Origin of the sequence: Cytobacillus eiseniae (assembly GCF_017874625.1) — a bacterium.
Classification (GTDB): domain Bacteria; phylum Bacillota; class Bacilli; order Bacillales; family Cytobacillaceae; genus Cytobacillus; species Cytobacillus eiseniae.
In genome coordinates, this window is record NZ_JAGIKZ010000006.1 from 13,424 (window position 1) to 30,890 (window position 17,467).

General features: G+C 39.2%; 14 protein-coding genes. 12 read left to right on the forward strand and 2 right to left on the reverse strand.

Annotated elements, in window-relative coordinates:
• Positions 1-315 precede the first annotated feature (315 nt).
• From purM to purD, 4 genes are read left to right on the forward strand one after another with little or no spacing between them, the layout of a single operon-like run.
• Positions 316-1,353, forward strand: a complete 1,038-nt coding sequence (gene purM / locus J2Z40_RS07130; RefSeq protein ID WP_066400615.1) for a phosphoribosylformylglycinamidine cyclo-ligase — start codon at positions 316-318, stop codon at positions 1,351-1,353.
• Positions 1,350-1,934 (forward strand): phosphoribosylglycinamide formyltransferase, encoded by a 585-nt coding sequence (gene purN, locus J2Z40_RS07135; protein WP_066400617.1) that lies wholly within the window; start codon positions 1,350-1,352, stop codon positions 1,932-1,934. Before purM ends, purN begins: the two co-directional genes overlap by 4 nt.
• Positions 1,931-3,466, forward strand: a complete 1,536-nt coding sequence (purH, locus tag J2Z40_RS07140) for a bifunctional phosphoribosylaminoimidazolecarboxamide formyltransferase/IMP cyclohydrolase (RefSeq protein ID WP_066400619.1) — start codon at positions 1,931-1,933, stop codon at positions 3,464-3,466. Before purN ends, purH begins: the two co-directional genes overlap by 4 nt.
• Before the next feature lie 25 nt (positions 3,467-3,491).
• Positions 3,492-4,775 carry a phosphoribosylamine--glycine ligase gene (purD, locus tag J2Z40_RS07145; protein WP_066400620.1) on the forward strand — a complete coding sequence of 428 codons (1,284 nt, stop codon included), beginning with the start codon at positions 3,492-3,494 and terminating at the stop codon, positions 4,773-4,775.
• Here the strand turns inward: purD and J2Z40_RS20090 are convergent.
• On the reverse strand, positions 4,741-4,854 hold the full coding sequence (locus J2Z40_RS20090) for an EYxxD motif small membrane protein (RefSeq protein ID WP_342590322.1): 114 nt from the start codon (positions 4,852-4,854) through the stop codon (positions 4,741-4,743). The genes purD and J2Z40_RS20090 overlap by 35 nt on opposite strands.
• Before the next feature lie 89 nt (positions 4,855-4,943).
• Positions 4,944-5,228, reverse strand: coding sequence for a YgaP-like transmembrane domain (locus tag J2Z40_RS07150; RefSeq protein ID WP_066400621.1), 285 nt, complete (start codon positions 5,226-5,228; stop codon positions 4,944-4,946).
• Positions 5,229-5,362: 134 nt separating this feature from the next.
• Between J2Z40_RS07150 and J2Z40_RS07155 the strand changes: the two genes are divergently transcribed.
• From J2Z40_RS07155 to pruA, 8 genes are all read left to right on the forward strand, one after another.
• On the forward strand, positions 5,363-7,105 hold the full coding sequence (locus tag J2Z40_RS07155; protein WP_066400622.1) for an adenine deaminase C-terminal domain-containing protein: 1,743 nt from the start codon (positions 5,363-5,365) through the stop codon (positions 7,103-7,105).
• Between the two features lie 426 nt (positions 7,106-7,531).
• A complete protein-coding gene (locus tag J2Z40_RS07160) occupies positions 7,532-8,590 on the forward strand; it encodes a DUF3048 domain-containing protein (protein ID WP_066400623.1) in 1,059 nt (352 codons plus the stop codon).
• A gap of 19 nt (positions 8,591-8,609) precedes the next feature.
• Positions 8,610-8,921, forward strand: a complete 312-nt coding sequence (locus J2Z40_RS07165; RefSeq protein WP_066400624.1) for a YerC/YecD family TrpR-related protein — start codon at positions 8,610-8,612, stop codon at positions 8,919-8,921.
• Between the two features lie 337 nt (positions 8,922-9,258).
• Positions 9,259-9,945 (forward strand): heptaprenylglyceryl phosphate synthase, encoded by a 687-nt coding sequence (pcrB, locus tag J2Z40_RS07170; RefSeq protein ID WP_066400626.1) that lies wholly within the window; start codon positions 9,259-9,261, stop codon positions 9,943-9,945.
• Between the two features lie 192 nt (positions 9,946-10,137).
• The gene (gene pcrA, locus J2Z40_RS07175) at positions 10,138-12,360 is read left to right on the forward strand and encodes a DNA helicase PcrA (RefSeq protein WP_066400627.1); all 2,223 of its coding nucleotides are present in this window, start codon (positions 10,138-10,140) and stop codon (positions 12,358-12,360) included.
• Between the two features lie 144 nt (positions 12,361-12,504).
• The gene (gene ligA / locus J2Z40_RS07180) at positions 12,505-14,511 is read left to right on the forward strand and encodes an NAD-dependent DNA ligase LigA (RefSeq protein WP_066400628.1); all 2,007 of its coding nucleotides are present in this window, start codon (positions 12,505-12,507) and stop codon (positions 14,509-14,511) included.
• A gap of 14 nt (positions 14,512-14,525) precedes the next feature.
• The gene (locus J2Z40_RS07185) at positions 14,526-15,674 is read left to right on the forward strand and encodes a CamS family sex pheromone protein (protein WP_066400629.1); all 1,149 of its coding nucleotides are present in this window, start codon (positions 14,526-14,528) and stop codon (positions 15,672-15,674) included.
• Between the two features lie 180 nt (positions 15,675-15,854).
• Positions 15,855-17,402 (forward strand): L-glutamate gamma-semialdehyde dehydrogenase, encoded by a 1,548-nt coding sequence (pruA, locus tag J2Z40_RS07190; RefSeq protein WP_066400632.1) that lies wholly within the window; start codon positions 15,855-15,857, stop codon positions 17,400-17,402.
• The last annotated feature ends 65 nt before the right edge of the window (positions 17,403-17,467 follow it).

A 17,467-nucleotide genomic window follows, 5' to 3' on the forward strand; every position in this document is an offset into this window, starting at 1 on the left:
GAATTTCTCCGCTTATTTTTCAAACATAGTTAACATAGATTTCCATGCAAGAAGATTAGCACCATGGGGTGTGAAAAAAGCGAATTTGTCTATAATGCATATTCATTTTTACAAGAAGACTTATTTTCAGAAGAGCCTTAAAAAAGAAAGTAAAACTTTTGAGTTGGAGAATTATCTGGCGCATTCGGACTATGATTGATCAAACTTTAGGGTTCCTTCGCAACGGTTTGCTAAGGCTCCCGTTATTTTCTTAATCAAGAAGGGGCCCCTCTAGATTGTATAGCGTTGCGCTTCTCTAATAGGAGGAAAAATATAATGGCGAATGCATATAAACAGGCTGGCGTGGACATTGAAGCTGGTTACGAAGCGGTATCCCGTATGAAAAAGCATGTGCAAAAGACAATCCGACCAGGGGTGCTTGGAGGACTTGGCGGTTTTGGCGGAATGTTTGACTTATCTGTCCTGCAATTAAAGGAGCCTGTACTCGTTTCAGGCACGGACGGCGTCGGAACGAAATTGATGCTCGCTTTTCAGATGGATAAGCACGATACAATCGGGATTGATGCTGTAGCTATGTGCGTAAATGATATTGTCGTACAAGGTGCAGAGCCTTTGTATTTCTTAGATTATATTGCATGTGGAAAAGCAGAACCCGAGAGAATTGAAGCAATTGTAAAAGGGATAGCTGAAGGATGCGAACAGGCTGGCTGTGTACTTGTTGGCGGGGAAACAGCAGAAATGCCAGGGATGTACAGCGAGGAAGAATATGATCTTGCAGGTTTTTCTGTTGGTGCTTGCGAGAAATCACAACTGATTGATGGCACAACGATTCAATCAGGGGATGTTTTAATCGGGTTGGCTTCAAGTGGCATTCATAGCAATGGTTACTCACTTGTAAGAAAGCTATTTTTTGAGAATGCGAAGATGGAGTTAACGGAGCATATAGATGCCTTAGGATGTACATTAGGAGAAGAATTACTGCGCCCGACAAAGATTTATGTGAAATCGATCTTATCGGCCTTGGAAAAGTTTTCGATTAAAGGAATGGCCCATATTACTGGCGGCGGGTTTATTGAAAATATTCCCCGTATGCTACCTGAAGGATTAGGTGCTGAACTGATGGAAAGCAACTGGGAGGTGCCTGCTATATTCCAATTGATGGAAGAGATCGGTGGACTAGATCGGTTGGAAATGTACAATATTTTTAATATGGGAACCGGTATGGTTGTAGCAGTTGATGAGGAAGCAGCAAATGAAGTGATCGCTCATTTTAATCGCCTAGGTGAAAAAGCTTATGTTATCGGTAAGGTAACAGCGAGACCTGGCATTGAAATATATAGGGGGCACGAATGAAAAATATCGCCATATTTGCTTCGGGCAGCGGCACAAACTTTCAAGCGATTGCCGATGCGATAAGGGAAGAAAAGCTATCTGCAGTCATTAAGCTGCTCGTTTGTGATCGTCCAGGTGCATACAGTATTGAGAGAGCAATCAAACAATGCATCCCAACATTTGTTTTTTCGGCAAAAGAGTATGCGAGTAAAGAAGAGTACGAGATAGAAATTTTACAGAAATTAAAAGAATTAGAGATTGATTACATCGTTCTAGCCGGCTATATGCGGTTAATCGGTCCAACGCTTCTTAAAAGCTATGAGGGCAGGATTATTAATATTCACCCTTCACTTTTGCCTGCCTTTCCAGGAAAAGATGCCATCGGTCAAGCATTGAATGCAAATGTGAAAGAGAGCGGTGTCACTATACATTTCGTTGATGAAGGGATGGATACAGGTCCAATCATAGCACAGCAGTCTGTTCCTCTTAGTGAAGTAGAAACAATTGAAAGTATTCAAACCAAAATCCATCAAATAGAACATCAATTATACCCGCAAGTATTGCAGCGTTTATTTACAACGAGTCAGGAGGATGACAGATGAAGAAACGAGCGCTAATTAGTGTGTCCGATAAAAAAGATGTGACAGCTTTTGCCAAGCAATTAAGTGAATTAGGCTTTGAAATTATTTCAACAGGTGGGACGAAAAAGTCGTTAGAGGAAAGCGGCATCCCTGTAATTGGAGTGAGTGATGTAACAGGATTCCCAGAGATCCTTGAAGGGCGTGTGAAAACGTTAAATCCGATGATTCACGGAGGGCTTCTTGCTAAGTTTGATGAGCCTTCTCATCAAGCACAGCTTGAAGAACATCATATTGAGCCTATCCAAATTGTCTGTGTTAACTTATACCCTTTCCAGCAAACAATCGCGAAACGAGATGTGACGGTAGAAGATGCGATTGAAAATATTGATATTGGCGGACCTGCGATGCTGCGTGCATCCGCTAAAAATCATGAGCATGTCACCGTCGTTGTTGATCCAGCTGACTATAAGACTGTTTTGTCACAAGTAAAGGATATGGGAGAAGTGGACAAAGAAACCCGCCGAAAGCTAGCCGCAAAGGTTTTTCGTCATACGGCTGCCTATGATGCGATGATAGCAGACTATATGACAAAGCTAGCGAATGAGGAGGCACCTGAAAAGCTGACCGTTACATATGAACTGAAACAATCACTTAGATATGGAGAAAACCCACATCAAAAGGCGGCATTCTATCGTAAGCCGCTTGGTTCTGAATGTTCAATTGCGAACGCAGAACAGCTGCATGGAAAAGAGCTTTCCTATAATAATATCAATGATGCAGATGCTGCCTTGCAAATGGTGAAAGAGTTTACGGAGCCTGCAGCTGTAGCTGTAAAGCATATGAATCCTTGTGGAGTAGGCAGTGGATCAACAATTTATGACGCATTTTCAAAGGCTTTTGCAGCAGATCCAGTTTCAATTTTTGGCGGAATCATTGCTTTCAATCGAGAGGTAGATGAAGAAACTGCCTGTAAGCTACATGAAATCTTTCTTGAAATCATTATTGCTCCTGCTTTTACGAAAGAAGCATTGGCCATTTTAACTGGGAAAAAAAATCTGCGCTTATTAACGATTCCGTTTCATACAAGTGGAAAGGAAGAAATAAGACTGACTTCAATGGAAGGCGGCTTGTTAGTTCAGGATTATGATACATTCACATTTGATCATGCGAATGTATCTGTGCCAACTAAAAGAGAGCCATCAGAAGAGGAATGGAAGGCACTACAGCTTGGTTGGAAGATCGTCAAACATGTGAAATCGAATGCGATTGTTGTGAATAATGAGCATATGACACTTGGAATAGGTGCTGGACAAATGAACCGTGTAGGTGCTGCCAACATTGCCTTGGAACAGGCTGGAAAAAAAGCTGCCGGAGCTGTTATGGCATCTGACGCATTTTTCCCAATGAATGATACTGTTGAGGCAGCAGCAAAGGCAGGAATTACGGCAATTATTCAGCCGGGCGGTTCGGTAAGAGATGAGGATTCGATCCAAAAGGCCGATGAGTACGGCATTGCAATGGTTTTTACAGGAATTAGACATTTTAAGCATTAAACGAATCTAAGGGGGTGCCTCAGAAATGAAAGTATTAGTAATTGGCAGGGGTGGACGTGAGCATGCGATCTGCAGAAAATTAGCAGAAAGTCCTTCCGTTGGGAAAGTGTTTGTTGCACCGGGGAATTGTGGAATGGAGGATGTTTCCGACCTAGTAGACATCCAGGAGAATGACCAAGAAAGGCTTATCCATTTTGCGAAGGAAAATGATATAGGATTAACAATCGTCGGGCCAGAGGTTCCTTTATTAGAAGGGATTGTCGATCATTTTCAGAAAGAGGGATTGACAATTTTTGGCCCTAAAAAAGAGGCTGCGATCATTGAAGGAAGTAAATCTTTTGCGAAAGAATTAATGCAAAACTATGGCATTCCAACAGCTGAGTATGCGGTGTTTTCAAACTATGAGGAAGCCCTTGCCTATCTGGAAGTAAAAGGGGCACCCATTGTCATTAAGGCGGATGGCTTAGCTGCTGGAAAAGGCGTTACTGTTGCAATGACGATGGATGAAGCAAGAAGCAGCCTTAAGGAAATGCTTTTAAATGAGCGATTTGGTTCAGCTTCATCTACAGTCGTCATGGAGGAATTCCTGATTGGTGAGGAAATTTCTCTAATGGCCTTCGTTAATGGAGAAGCTGTTACGCCGCTTGAAATAGCTCAGGATCATAAACGTGCTTATGATGGGGACAGCGGACCGAATACAGGAGGGATGGGGGCTTATTCCCCTGTTCCCCATATTAGTGAGGAAATCATTAGACAGGCGGTAGACTCTATATTAAAGCCAACAGCTAAAGCACTTGTCAAGGAAGGCAGACATTTTTGCGGAGTTTTATATGCAGGGCTTATTATTACAGAGACAGGACCGAAAGTGATTGAGTTTAATGCAAGGTTTGGAGATCCGGAAACGCAAGTAGTTCTCCCTCGAATGAAATCAGATCTAGGAGAAACTTTATTAGCGGTTATAAAAGGAGAGAGCCCAACGATTATTTGGGATGAAAAAGCAATGATTGGTGTAGTTGCTGCTTCAATTGGCTATCCTGAAGAATATAAAAAAGGAGCAGTCTTAGATGGACTGCAAAGGATTCCTCCCACGATATATATGTTTCATGCGGGGACAGAGAAAAATGCATCAGGAGATTATATAACAAATGGCGGACGGGTATTCTTAGCAGGCGCGAAAGCAAACACTTTGCTAGAAGCTCAAAATAAAGTGTATGCCGAACTAAGTAAAGTGAATTGTACCGGAATTTACTATCGTAAAGATATTGGGTATAAAGCTATTCAGCACGCCGTTTACTCGATTTTCGAATAAAAACAAAAAGCAATGCAACGATACTGCCAATTAATGCAATTAATACGAAAGACATATCAGTTAGATATTCCCAAAACATGTAGGATTACCCCCTTTGTGATAGCCCCCGTAATTGGGGGCTATTATTTATGCTTACGAAATGATAAATTCACATACTTGCGCTTTTGTTTATGTCGGATTATATGGAAGGATTTCATTAATATTGATTTCCTCTTCCTTATTCTCCTGTTTTTTTGGTAATAGGTTTTCTGGGCTATTTTCAAAGAGGGCTACGATTGGACAAAAGCGGACGATTCCTTCTGCAACCTTCATTGCACCGAGAATTGCTAAGATGATATAAGATTCACGCCAAGGTTTTTTTGCTAGCTTTGCTGTACTGCAAGCTAGAATGGTTAGCCCACAAGTAATTCGAATCAAGGCATTGATTGTACCGATGTTTGGCTTCATATTCACTTGCTCACCTTCTTCATCAATATTTTCAAACTTGTCCCATTCTTTAATGCGTTAAATAATGAAATATGGTAAGATAAAACAAATATGAAAGGGCTTTCTTTATTTCGTAAATAAAAACAGAGGGAGGGATACATATGCTGGAACAACGGTATCGTTGGAAGAACAAGCAGCTTCGTGATCATGTTTCTGTATTAGATGGGAAACTATCTCCAACATTATTATTAAAAAATGCACGAATTCTTAATCAGGCATTTCGCCAATGGATGACTGCAAATATTTGGATCTTTGAAGATCGTATCATCTATGTTGGAGATAAGCTGCCTGATGATATCGGACAATGTGAAGTAATGGATTGCGAAGGCTTAGTGCTTGTTCCTGGCTATATTGAGCCCCATGCCCATCCGTTTCAATTATATAATCCCCATTCGTTTGCGAGTTATGCATCGCAGTTTGGAACGACAACCTTGATAAATGATAATATGGTACTTGCTTTGCAGTTGGATAAAAAGAAAGCGTTTTCTTTATTAGCTGACTTAAATAATCTTCCCACAACGATGTATTGGTGGTGCAGATTTGATGCACAAACTGAAATACATAATGAAGAAAAGATTTTTTCACATAGTAATGTAAAAGCATGGCTTGAGCATGATGCGGTATTACAAGGTGGCGAATTGACTGGATGGCCCAAGTTATTAGCTGGTGATGATTTAATGCTTCACTGGATGCAAGAAGCTAAACGGATGAGAAAGAAAATAGAAGGCCATTTTCCTGGTGCTTCAGAAAAAACGTTAGCGAAGCTCATGCTCCTTGGGACAGATTGTGATCATGAAGCAATGACTGGGAAGGAAGTTTATAACCGTTTAATGCAGGGCTATACGGTTTCATTAAGATATTCATCGATTCGTCCTGACTTACCAAAGTTATTAGACGAAATGCATGCGCTTGGGATCAATCAATACGACTCCTTTATCTTTACGACAGATGGATCCTCCTCTTCCTTTTATGAACAGGGGATCATTGATCATATGATTCGAATGGCAATTGAAAAGAATGTTCCTGTCATTGATGCTTATAATATGGGATCGAGAAATATCGCGCGTTATTATAATATTGAGCATCTACATGGATCGATTGCAACAGGAAGAATAGCAAATATAAATTTCTTAACTGACGAATTAAACCCTACTCCAGTTTCTGTGCTTGCAAAAGGAAAATGGGTGAAAAAAGATAATGAAAATTTGAATGAATCTCCATTGTTTTCATGGAATGGAAAAGGACTTGGCCCATTACATATTCAGTGGGATCTAGGTTTAACTGATTTACAATTCTCAATGCCATTTGGCATTAAAATGGAGAATGCGGTTATTACAAAGCCTTATTCCATTACGATAGATGTGACAGGTGATCAATTAAGCAAGACACATGATGAGTGCTTTTTCGTCTTAATTGACAAAGACGGAAAATGGAGAATCAATACTATTTTAAAAGGATTTGCTAATAAGTTGGACGGCTTAGTGAGCTCTTTTTCTAATACAGGCGATATTATTTTAATTGGGAAAAGCAAGAAAGATATCCTTATCGCATTTAATCGGATGAAACAATTAGGTGGAGGGATTGTTGTTTCTGAAAATGGAGAAGTTGTTCAAGAAATTCCATTGAAAATTAAAGGCGTCATGTCTGATCAAAAAGTAGAAGCACTTATTGAAGCAGAAAAACAACTGCTTACGTATTTAAGGGCAAAAGGCTATCAATTTGCTGACCCTATCTATTCACTTTTATTTTTCTCATCTACCCATTTGCCCTATATTCGAATTACACAGCAAGGAATGTATGATGTCATGAATAAAACAGTACTCTTCCCAACGATAATGCGTTAAAATATAAAAGCAAAAGGGTTCATAAGATTAGGGAAAGATCGTTTCGTATAATTGAGAGCAAAACGTTCATTCAGTAGCTTTATTGAAACTAACGTGCTTATAAATAGTAGAAAGGCCACTACTGTGGCCTTCACCTAGTTAAGACATCTATTTTTCACTTATTAGGTCAGTTGATTGGAGCGGAAGGTAGCGAGACTCCTCGAAAATGCTGTCGCATTTCCTTCGTGCGGTGCGAATTCTAAGAAGCCTATTCAATGTCCTGCGGGATGCGTTGGACAGGTGAGACCCCGCAGGAGCGAAAGCGACGAGGAGGCTCAGCGCCAACCCCGCGGAAAGGGAGCAACCTGGAGCGGAAATCAACCTTTACCAACTTTATCTTAATAAGCAACAATGTTTGCAAAACAGCCTAAATGAAAGAGGTGTGATATGGGGAACAAATGGTTGGCTGCTTCTGTTATTGCTTTACTCTTACTAGCAGGCTGCAGCAATAATAATGAGGCATCAATTGATAATGAAGAAGAAGTCGTTGAAAAGCCTGAAGAAACAATTGACGTGCCAGAGGTAGAGGATCTTCCATTTCAATTTCCATTAACGGGGGTAGGGACAGAAAAGAAAGCGGAAGATCGAGCAGTTGCGGTTATGATTAATAATGATCCGAAAGCACGCCCACAATCAGGACTTGAGAAAGCGGATATTGTATATGAGCTGCTTGCAGAAGGAAATATTACCCGATTTCTTGCCATCTACCAGAGTGGACAACCAGAAAATATTGGTCCTGTACGAAGTGCAAGAGACTATTTTATTGAACTAGCGAAAGGCTATGACAGCCTGTACATCGCCCATGGGTATAGTCCAGATGCCAAAGCAATGTTAGATCAGGGCTATATTGATGAGTTAAATGGAATTACATACGATGGAACACTTTTTAAGCGTGCAAGTTTCAGAAAGGCACCACATAATTCATATATTTCATATGAGAATATTTTAAAGGGTGCTGAAAAAAAGAACTATGATATGGATGAAGCTCCATCATCCCTCTTTTTCTTAAATGAAAGTGAAATGGAAGAGATAGAGGGTGAAACGGCCGAATCAGCAATGGTTTCTTATTTCAACAGTGATCTTTATAATTCCATTTATGAGTATGATGAAGCACTTGAAAAGTATAAGAGATATACGAATGGCGAATTAACTGCTGATTATGATTCTGGAGAGCCTGTATTGCTGGACAATATTTTTATCGTTGAAACAAATCATAAAGTCATTGATGATGCTGGACGGCGCTCGATTGATTTAACTTCTGGTGGTAATGGATATTTGCTGCAAAAAGGCAAATGGAAGGAAGTAAAGTGGGAAAATATAAAAGGGAAAATTTTACCTGTCCGTAATAATGGGGATCAAATAGGCCTTGTTCCAGGACGAACATGGATCAATATCATTCCTACAAGCCCAGGCTTAACACAATCGGTTTCTTTCGATGTAAATTAAAACAAAGGAGTATGCATATATGCAAATTGATAAACTAAGAGGAAAAGAACTTGATCAATTATTTAATTCGATCTTATCATTAAAGGATTTAGAGGAATGCTATCGATTTTTTGATGATCTTTGTACGGTAAATGAAATTCAATCACTTGCTCAACGCTTAGAGGTGGCTCGAATGCTTCGTGAAGGGAAAACCTATCATAAAATTGAAACAGAAACAGGAGCAAGCACTGCAACAATCTCACGTGTAAAACGTTGTCTAAACTACGGCAATGATGCCTATGAAATGGCATTAGAGCGTATTAAGGATGAGGAAACGGACACAGCTGAATAAAATAATCATTTACTTGGTAATATTTTTCTGAATAAATAAAGAAACCGTAGGAGGATCTTCCTGCGGTTTCTTTATTTATGCCTCTTTTTAAAGGCTCTTTTGAAAAGATTGTTGTTTTAAAAAAGTGGTTAGAATGAATGGTTTACTAAATAGGTCGGTTGATTGGAGCGGAAGTCAACCTTTTCCAATTATGTGTAAAATAGCACCAATGTTTGTGGAAACAGCCTTATTTATTCATTGTTTTTGCTGAATTTTTCGACTGCATGCATTGCTTTTTGAAACAATCCACTAATGATATAATGGTGGAATGGAATGATAGAATGGGGGAGAAGTACGGATGTATGATATTAGCAAATGGCGTCATGTGTTTAAGTTAGATCCTGATAAGAGCATTTCAGATGCTCAATTAGAAAGAATTTGCGAATCAGGCACAGACGCTATTATTGTTGGAGGAACAGATGGAATTACTTTAGAAAAGGTGCTTGATTTAATGGCTCGCGTGCGAAGATATACCGTTCCTTGTGTGCTTGAAGTATCTTCTATTGATTCAATTACTCCAGGATTTGATTTCTATTTTATTCCGACTGTGTTGAATAGCAAGGAAACTAAATGGATTACAGGTCTTCATCATGAGGCTGTTAAAGAATATGGTGACGTGATGAACTGGGACGAGATCTTCGTTCAAGGCTATTGTATATTAAATGAAGACTGCAAAGCAGCCAAGCTGACAAAGGCAAAAACTGAATTAACAATCGATGAAATAAGAGCCTATGCGATGATGGCTGAGAAAATGTTCCATCTCCCGATTTTTTATCTTGAATACAGTGGAACTTTTGGCAATTATGATACTGTGCAAGAAGTGAAAAAGGTACTTGAGAAGACAAGCTTATTTTATGGCGGCGGGATCGAAACGGTCGAGCAAGCAAAGGAAATGGCCAAAGCTGCAGACGTCATTGTTGTAGGAAACATCATTTACAAAGACCTTGGAGCTGCATTGAAAACAGTTAATGCTGTCAAGAACTAAAAAAGATAAGGCATAGACGAAACAGAAAGAGTAAAGGGAATTTGTGTAATACTAATATGGTTCTTTCAGCTAAAAATCGGGATGAGGGAATCCCTTTTTACTAGAAGTTTCCCTATGCTAATACTTGATTCATCTTTAATAAGATTATAAAATATAATAGAACATATGTTTGTATGGCGGTGATGAAAAGAAATGAATTATTTAACAGATAAATTATTAACTGGACTTAATCCACAGCAAAGAGAGGCTGTGAAGTCAACAGACAATCCCCTCTTGATAATGGCAGGGGCAGGTAGTGGGAAAACAAAAGTGCTAACACATCGGATTGCTTATTTGATGGTTGAAAAAGGAGTAAATCCTTATAATATTTTAGCCATTACGTTCACGAATAAAGCGTCGAGAGAGATGAGAGACCGGATTCAGCGAATGATGGGCGGAGCCGCAGATGAAATATGGATTTCAACCTTTCACTCCATGTGTGTAAGAATTTTAAGAAGAGACATAGATCGGATTGGCTATAATCGTAATTTCACAATATTGGATACAACTGATCAGCAATCCGTCATTAAACAGATTTTAAAGGCAAAAAATATTGATCCAAAAAAGTTTGATCCACGTGGATTGCTTGGTTCAATCAGTTCAGCAAAAAATGAATTAGTTACTCCTGATGAATTCGCCAAAACGGCTGGTGACTATTTTCAAAAGGTTGCCAGTGATGTGTATGAGGAATATCAAAAAAGATTACAAAGAAACCATGCACTAGACTTCGATGATCTCATTATGAAAACCATTCAGTTATTTCAACGTGTACCCGAAGTACTTGAATACTATCAGCGGAAATTTCAATACATTCATGTCGATGAGTATCAGGATACGAACAGAGCACAATACATGCTTGTAAAATTACTTGCTGCACGCTTTAAGAATCTTTGTGTTGTCGGCGATTCAGATCAATCAATATATCGTTGGCGTGGGGCAGATATTACGAATATTTTATCCTTTGAGAAGGATTATCCGAATGCACAAGTTATTTTGCTTGAGCAAAATTATCGTTCAACGAAAAGAATTCTTCAAGCAGCAAATGAAGTAATTGGTCGAAATATGAATCGAAAGCCGAAGAATTTGTGGACAGAAAATAATGAAGGCAATAAGATTTACTATCATCGAGCAGATAGTGAACAAGGAGAGGCACAATTCGTTGTCGGGAAGATAAAAGAATTAATGAAGGAAGAGAAGCGAAATCTATCAGATATTGCGATTCTTTATCGTACAAATGCCCAATCCCGTGTAATGGAGGAAGTGCTTCTTAAATCAAATATTGAATACGCCATTGTTGGCGGAATCAAATTCTATGATCGTAAAGAGATCAAGGACATTCTTGCTTATTTACGATTAATCGCTAATCCAGATGATGATATTAGTCTACAACGGATTATTAATGTACCAAAGAGGGGAATTGGATCAGGATCGATTGATAAAATTGCCAATTTTGCTTTGCTGCATGAAATGACCATGTTTGATGCTTTGGATTCTATTGAACTCGTTGGGGTTAGCCCAAAAATCACAAAGCAAGCAGCTGAATTCAGAGATTTAATCAAGAACTATACGCAAATGCAGGAATTTCTTTCTGTTACAGAACTTGTTGAAGAAATACTAGAAAAGTCCGGATATAAAGAGATGCTTATTGCAGAAAAATCCATCGAAGCAGAGAGCCGGCTTGAAAACTTAGAGGAATTTTTATCAGTAACAAAAAACTTTGAAGAAGGCAGTGAAGATAAAAGTCTGATCGCCTTTTTAACAGACCTAGCACTTGTAGCTGATATTGATAAATTAGATGAAGATGGAGAACAGGCAGATTCAGTCGTTCTAATGACGCTCCACTCAGCAAAGGGCCTTGAATTTCCGATTGTGTTTCTCATCGGATTAGAAGAAGGGGTATTTCCGCATTCTCGTTCTTTAATGGAAGAAGCGGAGATGGAGGAAGAGCGGAGGCTCATGTATGTCGGCATTACGAGAGCAGAAGAAGAACTGTTCCTAACGAATGCACAAATGAGAACATTATTTGGACGCACCAATATGAATCCTGCCTCACGATTTATCAAAGAAATTTCATTCGATTTATTAGAGGGACTAGAGCCTGCTAAAAAAGCTGCTACACCTTTTGGTTCACCATTTAGTTCCTCACCGACAAGACAACCACAAAGAAAGCCTGTTATCCGACCAGCGATGAATGCAACTGGCGGAGATGAGCTAGGCTGGAATGTGGGAGATAAAGCTGTTCATGGCAAATGGGGAACAGGAACAGTTGTAAGTGTAAAAGGGGCAGGAGAAAGCATTGAATTAGATATTGCTTTCCCGAAGCCAGTCGGCATTAAGCGACTATTAGCTAAATTTGCACCGATTACAAAAGGATAAAAATAGACTGTTGGATTTCTTTAAAAAAGCGGCAAGAGATGGAAAACGCCTCTCTTGCCTATAATAAACGGTCAGTGTGGAATAAATGGAAAGTCCTTTACTGATTGCATGTTTCACATTATTTTTTAGTTAGGAGTTGACTGTATGGACCTTCAGCTTGCTGAAAAAAGGGTAAAGGAGTTGCACAAACTACTTAACCAATATAATTATGAGTACCATGTACTTGATCAGCCGTCTATTCCCGATTCAGATTATGATCGGCTATTAAAGCAATTGCTAGAGATCGAAGAACAGTTTCCTGAGTTAACTACAGCAGATTCTCCGACACAGCGCGTAGGCAGTGAAATCCTAGACATGTTTGAGAAGGTTCAACATCAATCCCAAATGCTCAGTTTAGGGAACGCTTTTAATGAACAGGATGTACTTGATTTTGACCGCCGTGTCCGACAATTAGCTGGAGAGAATGTATCTTATGTATGTGAACTGAAAATTGACGGATTAGCTGTTTCTTTACGTTATGAAAATGGATTATTTAATCTGGGAGCTACTCGTGGAGACGGGACAACTGGTGAAAACATTACAGCAAATTTACGGACAATCCGATCCATTCCGATCCGGTTAAATAGGGAAGTAAGCATGGAAGTGCGTGGCGAAGCATTTATGCCAAAACGATCGTTTGAGGCTTTGAACCTCCAGAAAGCTGAAAAGGGGGAAGAGGCATTTGCCAACCCTCGAAATGCAGCAGCCGGTTCATTGAGACAGCTTGATCCTCGCATTGCTGCTTCTCGTAATCTGGATGTTTTTTTATACAGTGTAGCAGATATAGGAGAAACAGGTGTCGCTTCACATAGTGATGCACTTAATTTATTAGATACACTTGGCTTCAAAACGAATAAGGAACGAAAAAAATGCGAAAATATAGAGGAAGTCCTTGCATATATACAAAAATGGACAGAAGAGAGACCCAATCTCCCTTATGAGATTGACGGCATCGTCATAAAAGTAGATTCGCTTAAGCAGCAGCAGGAATTAGGGACAACAGCAAAAAGTCCGAGATGGGCGATCGCTTATAAATTTCCTGCTGAAGAAGTAGTGACAACATTAACCGGTATTGAACTAAGTGTAGGCAGGACGGGCGTGATTACACCAACGGCCATTCTTGAGCCTGTTCGGGTAGCTGGCACAACGGTTCAGCGTGCATCTCTTCATAATGAAGATTTAATTCGTGAAAAGGATATCAAAATCGGTGATCAAGTAGTTGTGAAGAAAGCCGGAGATATTATACCAGAAGTTGTCAATGTTCTTGTAGATCGTAGAACAGGCGAAGAAGTAGATTTCCACATGCCAACACATTGCCTAGAATGTAACAGTGAACTCGTTCGTCTTGATGGGGAGGTTGCTTTACGCTGTATTAATCCGAAATGTCCAGCACAAATACGTGAAGGACTAATCCATTTTGTTTCAAGAACGGCAATGAATATTGATGGACTTGGTGAGAAAGTAATTAGTCAATTATTTAAAGAAAATCTTATTCAAGATGTTGCTGATATTTATAAGTTAACTTATGAACAGTTGATTCAGCTTGAACGAATGGGGGAGAAATCTGCGACCAATCTTCTTCAAGCAATCGAAGCTTCTAAGGTGAATTCACTTGAAAGACTTTTATTTGGTCTTGGCATCCGTCATGTTGGAGCAAAGGCAGCTAAAACATTGGCACAGCAATTTGAACATATCGATCATTTAATGGATGCAGACTATGAACAATTAACAGCAATTAATGAAATTGGAGAAAAAATGGCGGATTCCATTGTTAGTTATTTTGGACAAGAAGAAGCGATCGCCTTAATGAATGAATTAAAAGCTGTTGGAGTCAATCTGATCTATACAGGTCCAAAGCTCGTTTTGATAGAAAACTCAGCGTCCATTTTTGCTGGAAAGACAGTCGTTCTTACAGGGAAGTTAGAAAGAATCAAACGAAATGATGCAAAAGAAAAGATTGAATCGTTAGGTGGCAATGTAGCCGGAAGTGTAAGTAAAAAGACAGATATTGTTATTGCTGGGGAAGAAGCAGGATCCAAGCTAACAAAAGCACAAGAACTAGGGATTGAAATTTGGGATGAAGAGAGACTGGTTGAAGAATTAAATCTGTAAAAGGTGGAAACAAGATGAAAAAAATGAGGATGCTATCTCTAGCTCTTATCCTTCTGCTTGCAGGTTGTGCACCTAATTTTAATAAGCAGGAGGAAATTATTCAGGATAATGAGGACGCGGATGAGAAAGCGATCATTCCTAACTACAAAATATCTGATCAATATTATCAAACGCTCCTCCCCTTTAAGCCGAGTGAATCGAGAGGGCTTGTTGTTAATAATATTAATTCAAATTATAATTTGACCGAATTTGAAACGGGGTTAATGAGAGTAGCCCAAAATACTTTTTCAACAGATAAATATTTGTTTCAGGATGGTCAATATGTTAAAAGTGATCAAGTTCGATCTTGGCTGAATCGTAAGCTTAGCCCCCAGCAAATGGAAGAACAGGGAGTAAAGGAAGAGGACAATCTTGGACTGAATCCACTTGATAGTGGGAAAGAAGAGACACCAAAATATCTTGCACATATTCTGGAACATAATTATCTTGTGAAAAATGAGGATGGGCAAGCTAAATTAAGCGGGGTTGTCGTTGGTCTCGCATTAAACTCTGTTTACTATTATCAAAAGGTTGAATTTGGTGCATGGTATGAGACGAAAATAGGACATGCAGAACTAGAAAAGGAAGGAAAGAAGCTTGCAGAGGAAGTCTTAAATCGATTGCGCAAAATCGACGAATTAAAGGATGTTCCGATTACAATTGCTCTATTTGAACAGCAAAGCAAAACGTCTGTTGTTCCTGGAACCTTTTTTGCTTATGCGAATGCAGCAAAGGGAAGTGCAAATCTAGGTGGTTGGGAGAAGGTTGATGAAAAGTATATACAATTCCCATCTTCAGAAGCCATGGAGAACAATCGAGATGATGCCACTTCTTTTCTTAATTTTAAACAAGATGTAGAAACGTTCTTTCCGAACTTCAATGGGGTTATTGGGAAAGCTTTTTATGCACGTGGACAATTACAGGAATTAAATATAAATATTCCTATTCAATTTTACGGAAAAGCTGAAGGGGTAGGCTTTGCGCAATATGTTGCAGGGCTCGTTATTAAGCATTTTCCAAACTATATTTCTGTTCAAGTAAGTGTTTCATCCGTATATGGGCCTGAAGCGCTTATCGTCCGAAAAGCAGATCAAAATGAGCCATTTGTTCATATTTATCAGTAAAATGATTTTTCTTTTCATTATTGTAGAATATTATTCCTTTCTAACAGGATATTTGATGAAGTGAATTGAAACATGTTAAGATATATATGTTGCGATACGACCTATAAATGGGTAATTGCCCTTTATAGGCTAGTATCATTTTAAAAAGGGTGAAAGTTTAATACATAGGAGGCGGAAAATTTGGTACAACCATACAAGCATGAACCATTTACAGATTTTAAGGTAGAAGAAAATCGTCAAGCATATTTAACTGGTTTAAAGACAGTTGAAAGCTATTTAGGACAAAATTATGATTTAGTCATCGATGGAGAGCGTATTTCTACAGAGGACAAAATTGTATCATATAACCCAGCAAATAAAACAGAAGTGATTGGAACGGTTTCAAAAGCAAGCCAAGATCTTGCTGAAAAAGCAATGCAAGCTGCAGTTGAAGCATTCAAATCATGGAAAAAAGTAAAGCCAGAAGTACGTGCAGATGTATTATTCAAGGCAGCTGCAATTATCCGTCGCCGCAAGCATGAGTTTTCTGCTCTTTTAACGAAAGAAGCTGGAAAGCCATGGAATGAGGCAGATGCTGATACAGCAGAAGCAATCGACTTCCTAGAATATTATGCTCGTCAAATGCTACGAATTAAAGACGGTGTAGAAGTGAACAGCCGTCCGAATGAATATAATCGTTACAACTACATTCCATTAGGTGTTGGCATCATTATTTCACCATGGAACTTCCCTCTTGCAATCATGGCTGGTACAACAGTTGCTGCCATCGTAGCAGGTAACACTGTTCTATTAAAACCAGCTTCAACTACACCTGTAGTAGCTGCGAAATTTGTAGAAGTAATGGAAGAAGCGGGTCTTCCGAAGGGCGTATTAAACTTCGTACCTGGTAGTGGTGCAGAAGTGGGCGACTATTTAGTTGACCATAAAGATACTCGTTTCATCAGCTTCACTGGTTCACGTGATGTAGGTCTTCGTATTTTTGATCGTGCATCAAAAGTGAATGAAGGACAAATTTGGATGAAGCGTTTGATCGCTGAAATGGGCGGAAAAGACACAATCGTTGTTGATAAGGAAGCAGATCTTGAACTAGCTGCAACAGCAATCGTAACTTCAGCATTTGGTTTCTCAGGACAAAAATGTTCAGCTTGTTCACGTGCAGTGATCGTTGAAGATGTATATGATCAAGTGTTAAATCGTGTCGTTGAATTAACAAATGAATTAACACAAGGTGATCCAACAGATCAAAGCAATTACATGGCTACTGTTATTGACCAAAGTGCTTATGATAAAGTGATGAGCTATATTGAAATTGGCAAGCAAGAGGGCAAGCTAATGACAGGTGGAGAAGGAGACGATTCTAAAGGCTACTTCATTAAACCTACTGTATTTGCTGATTTGACACCAGATTCTCGTATAATGAAGGAAGAAATCTTCGGACCAGTTGTTGGTTTTACAAAAGCGAAGGATTTCGACCATGCAATTGAAATTGCAAATGATACAGAATACGGCTTAACAGGTGCTGTAATTACAACAAACCGTGCAAACATGGAAAAAGCACGCGAAGATTTCCATGTTGGAAACCTATACTTCAACCGTGGATGTACAGGTGCAATCGTTGGTTACCAACCATTTGGCGGATTCAATATGTCAGGAACAGATTCAAAAGCAGGTGGCCCTGACTATATTCTGCTTCACATGCAAGCAAAAACTACATCTGAAATGTATTAATAGAAATGGGGCAATCCAAAAGCCGGTGTATCCGGTTTTATGGATGCCCCTTTTTACTATTTCAA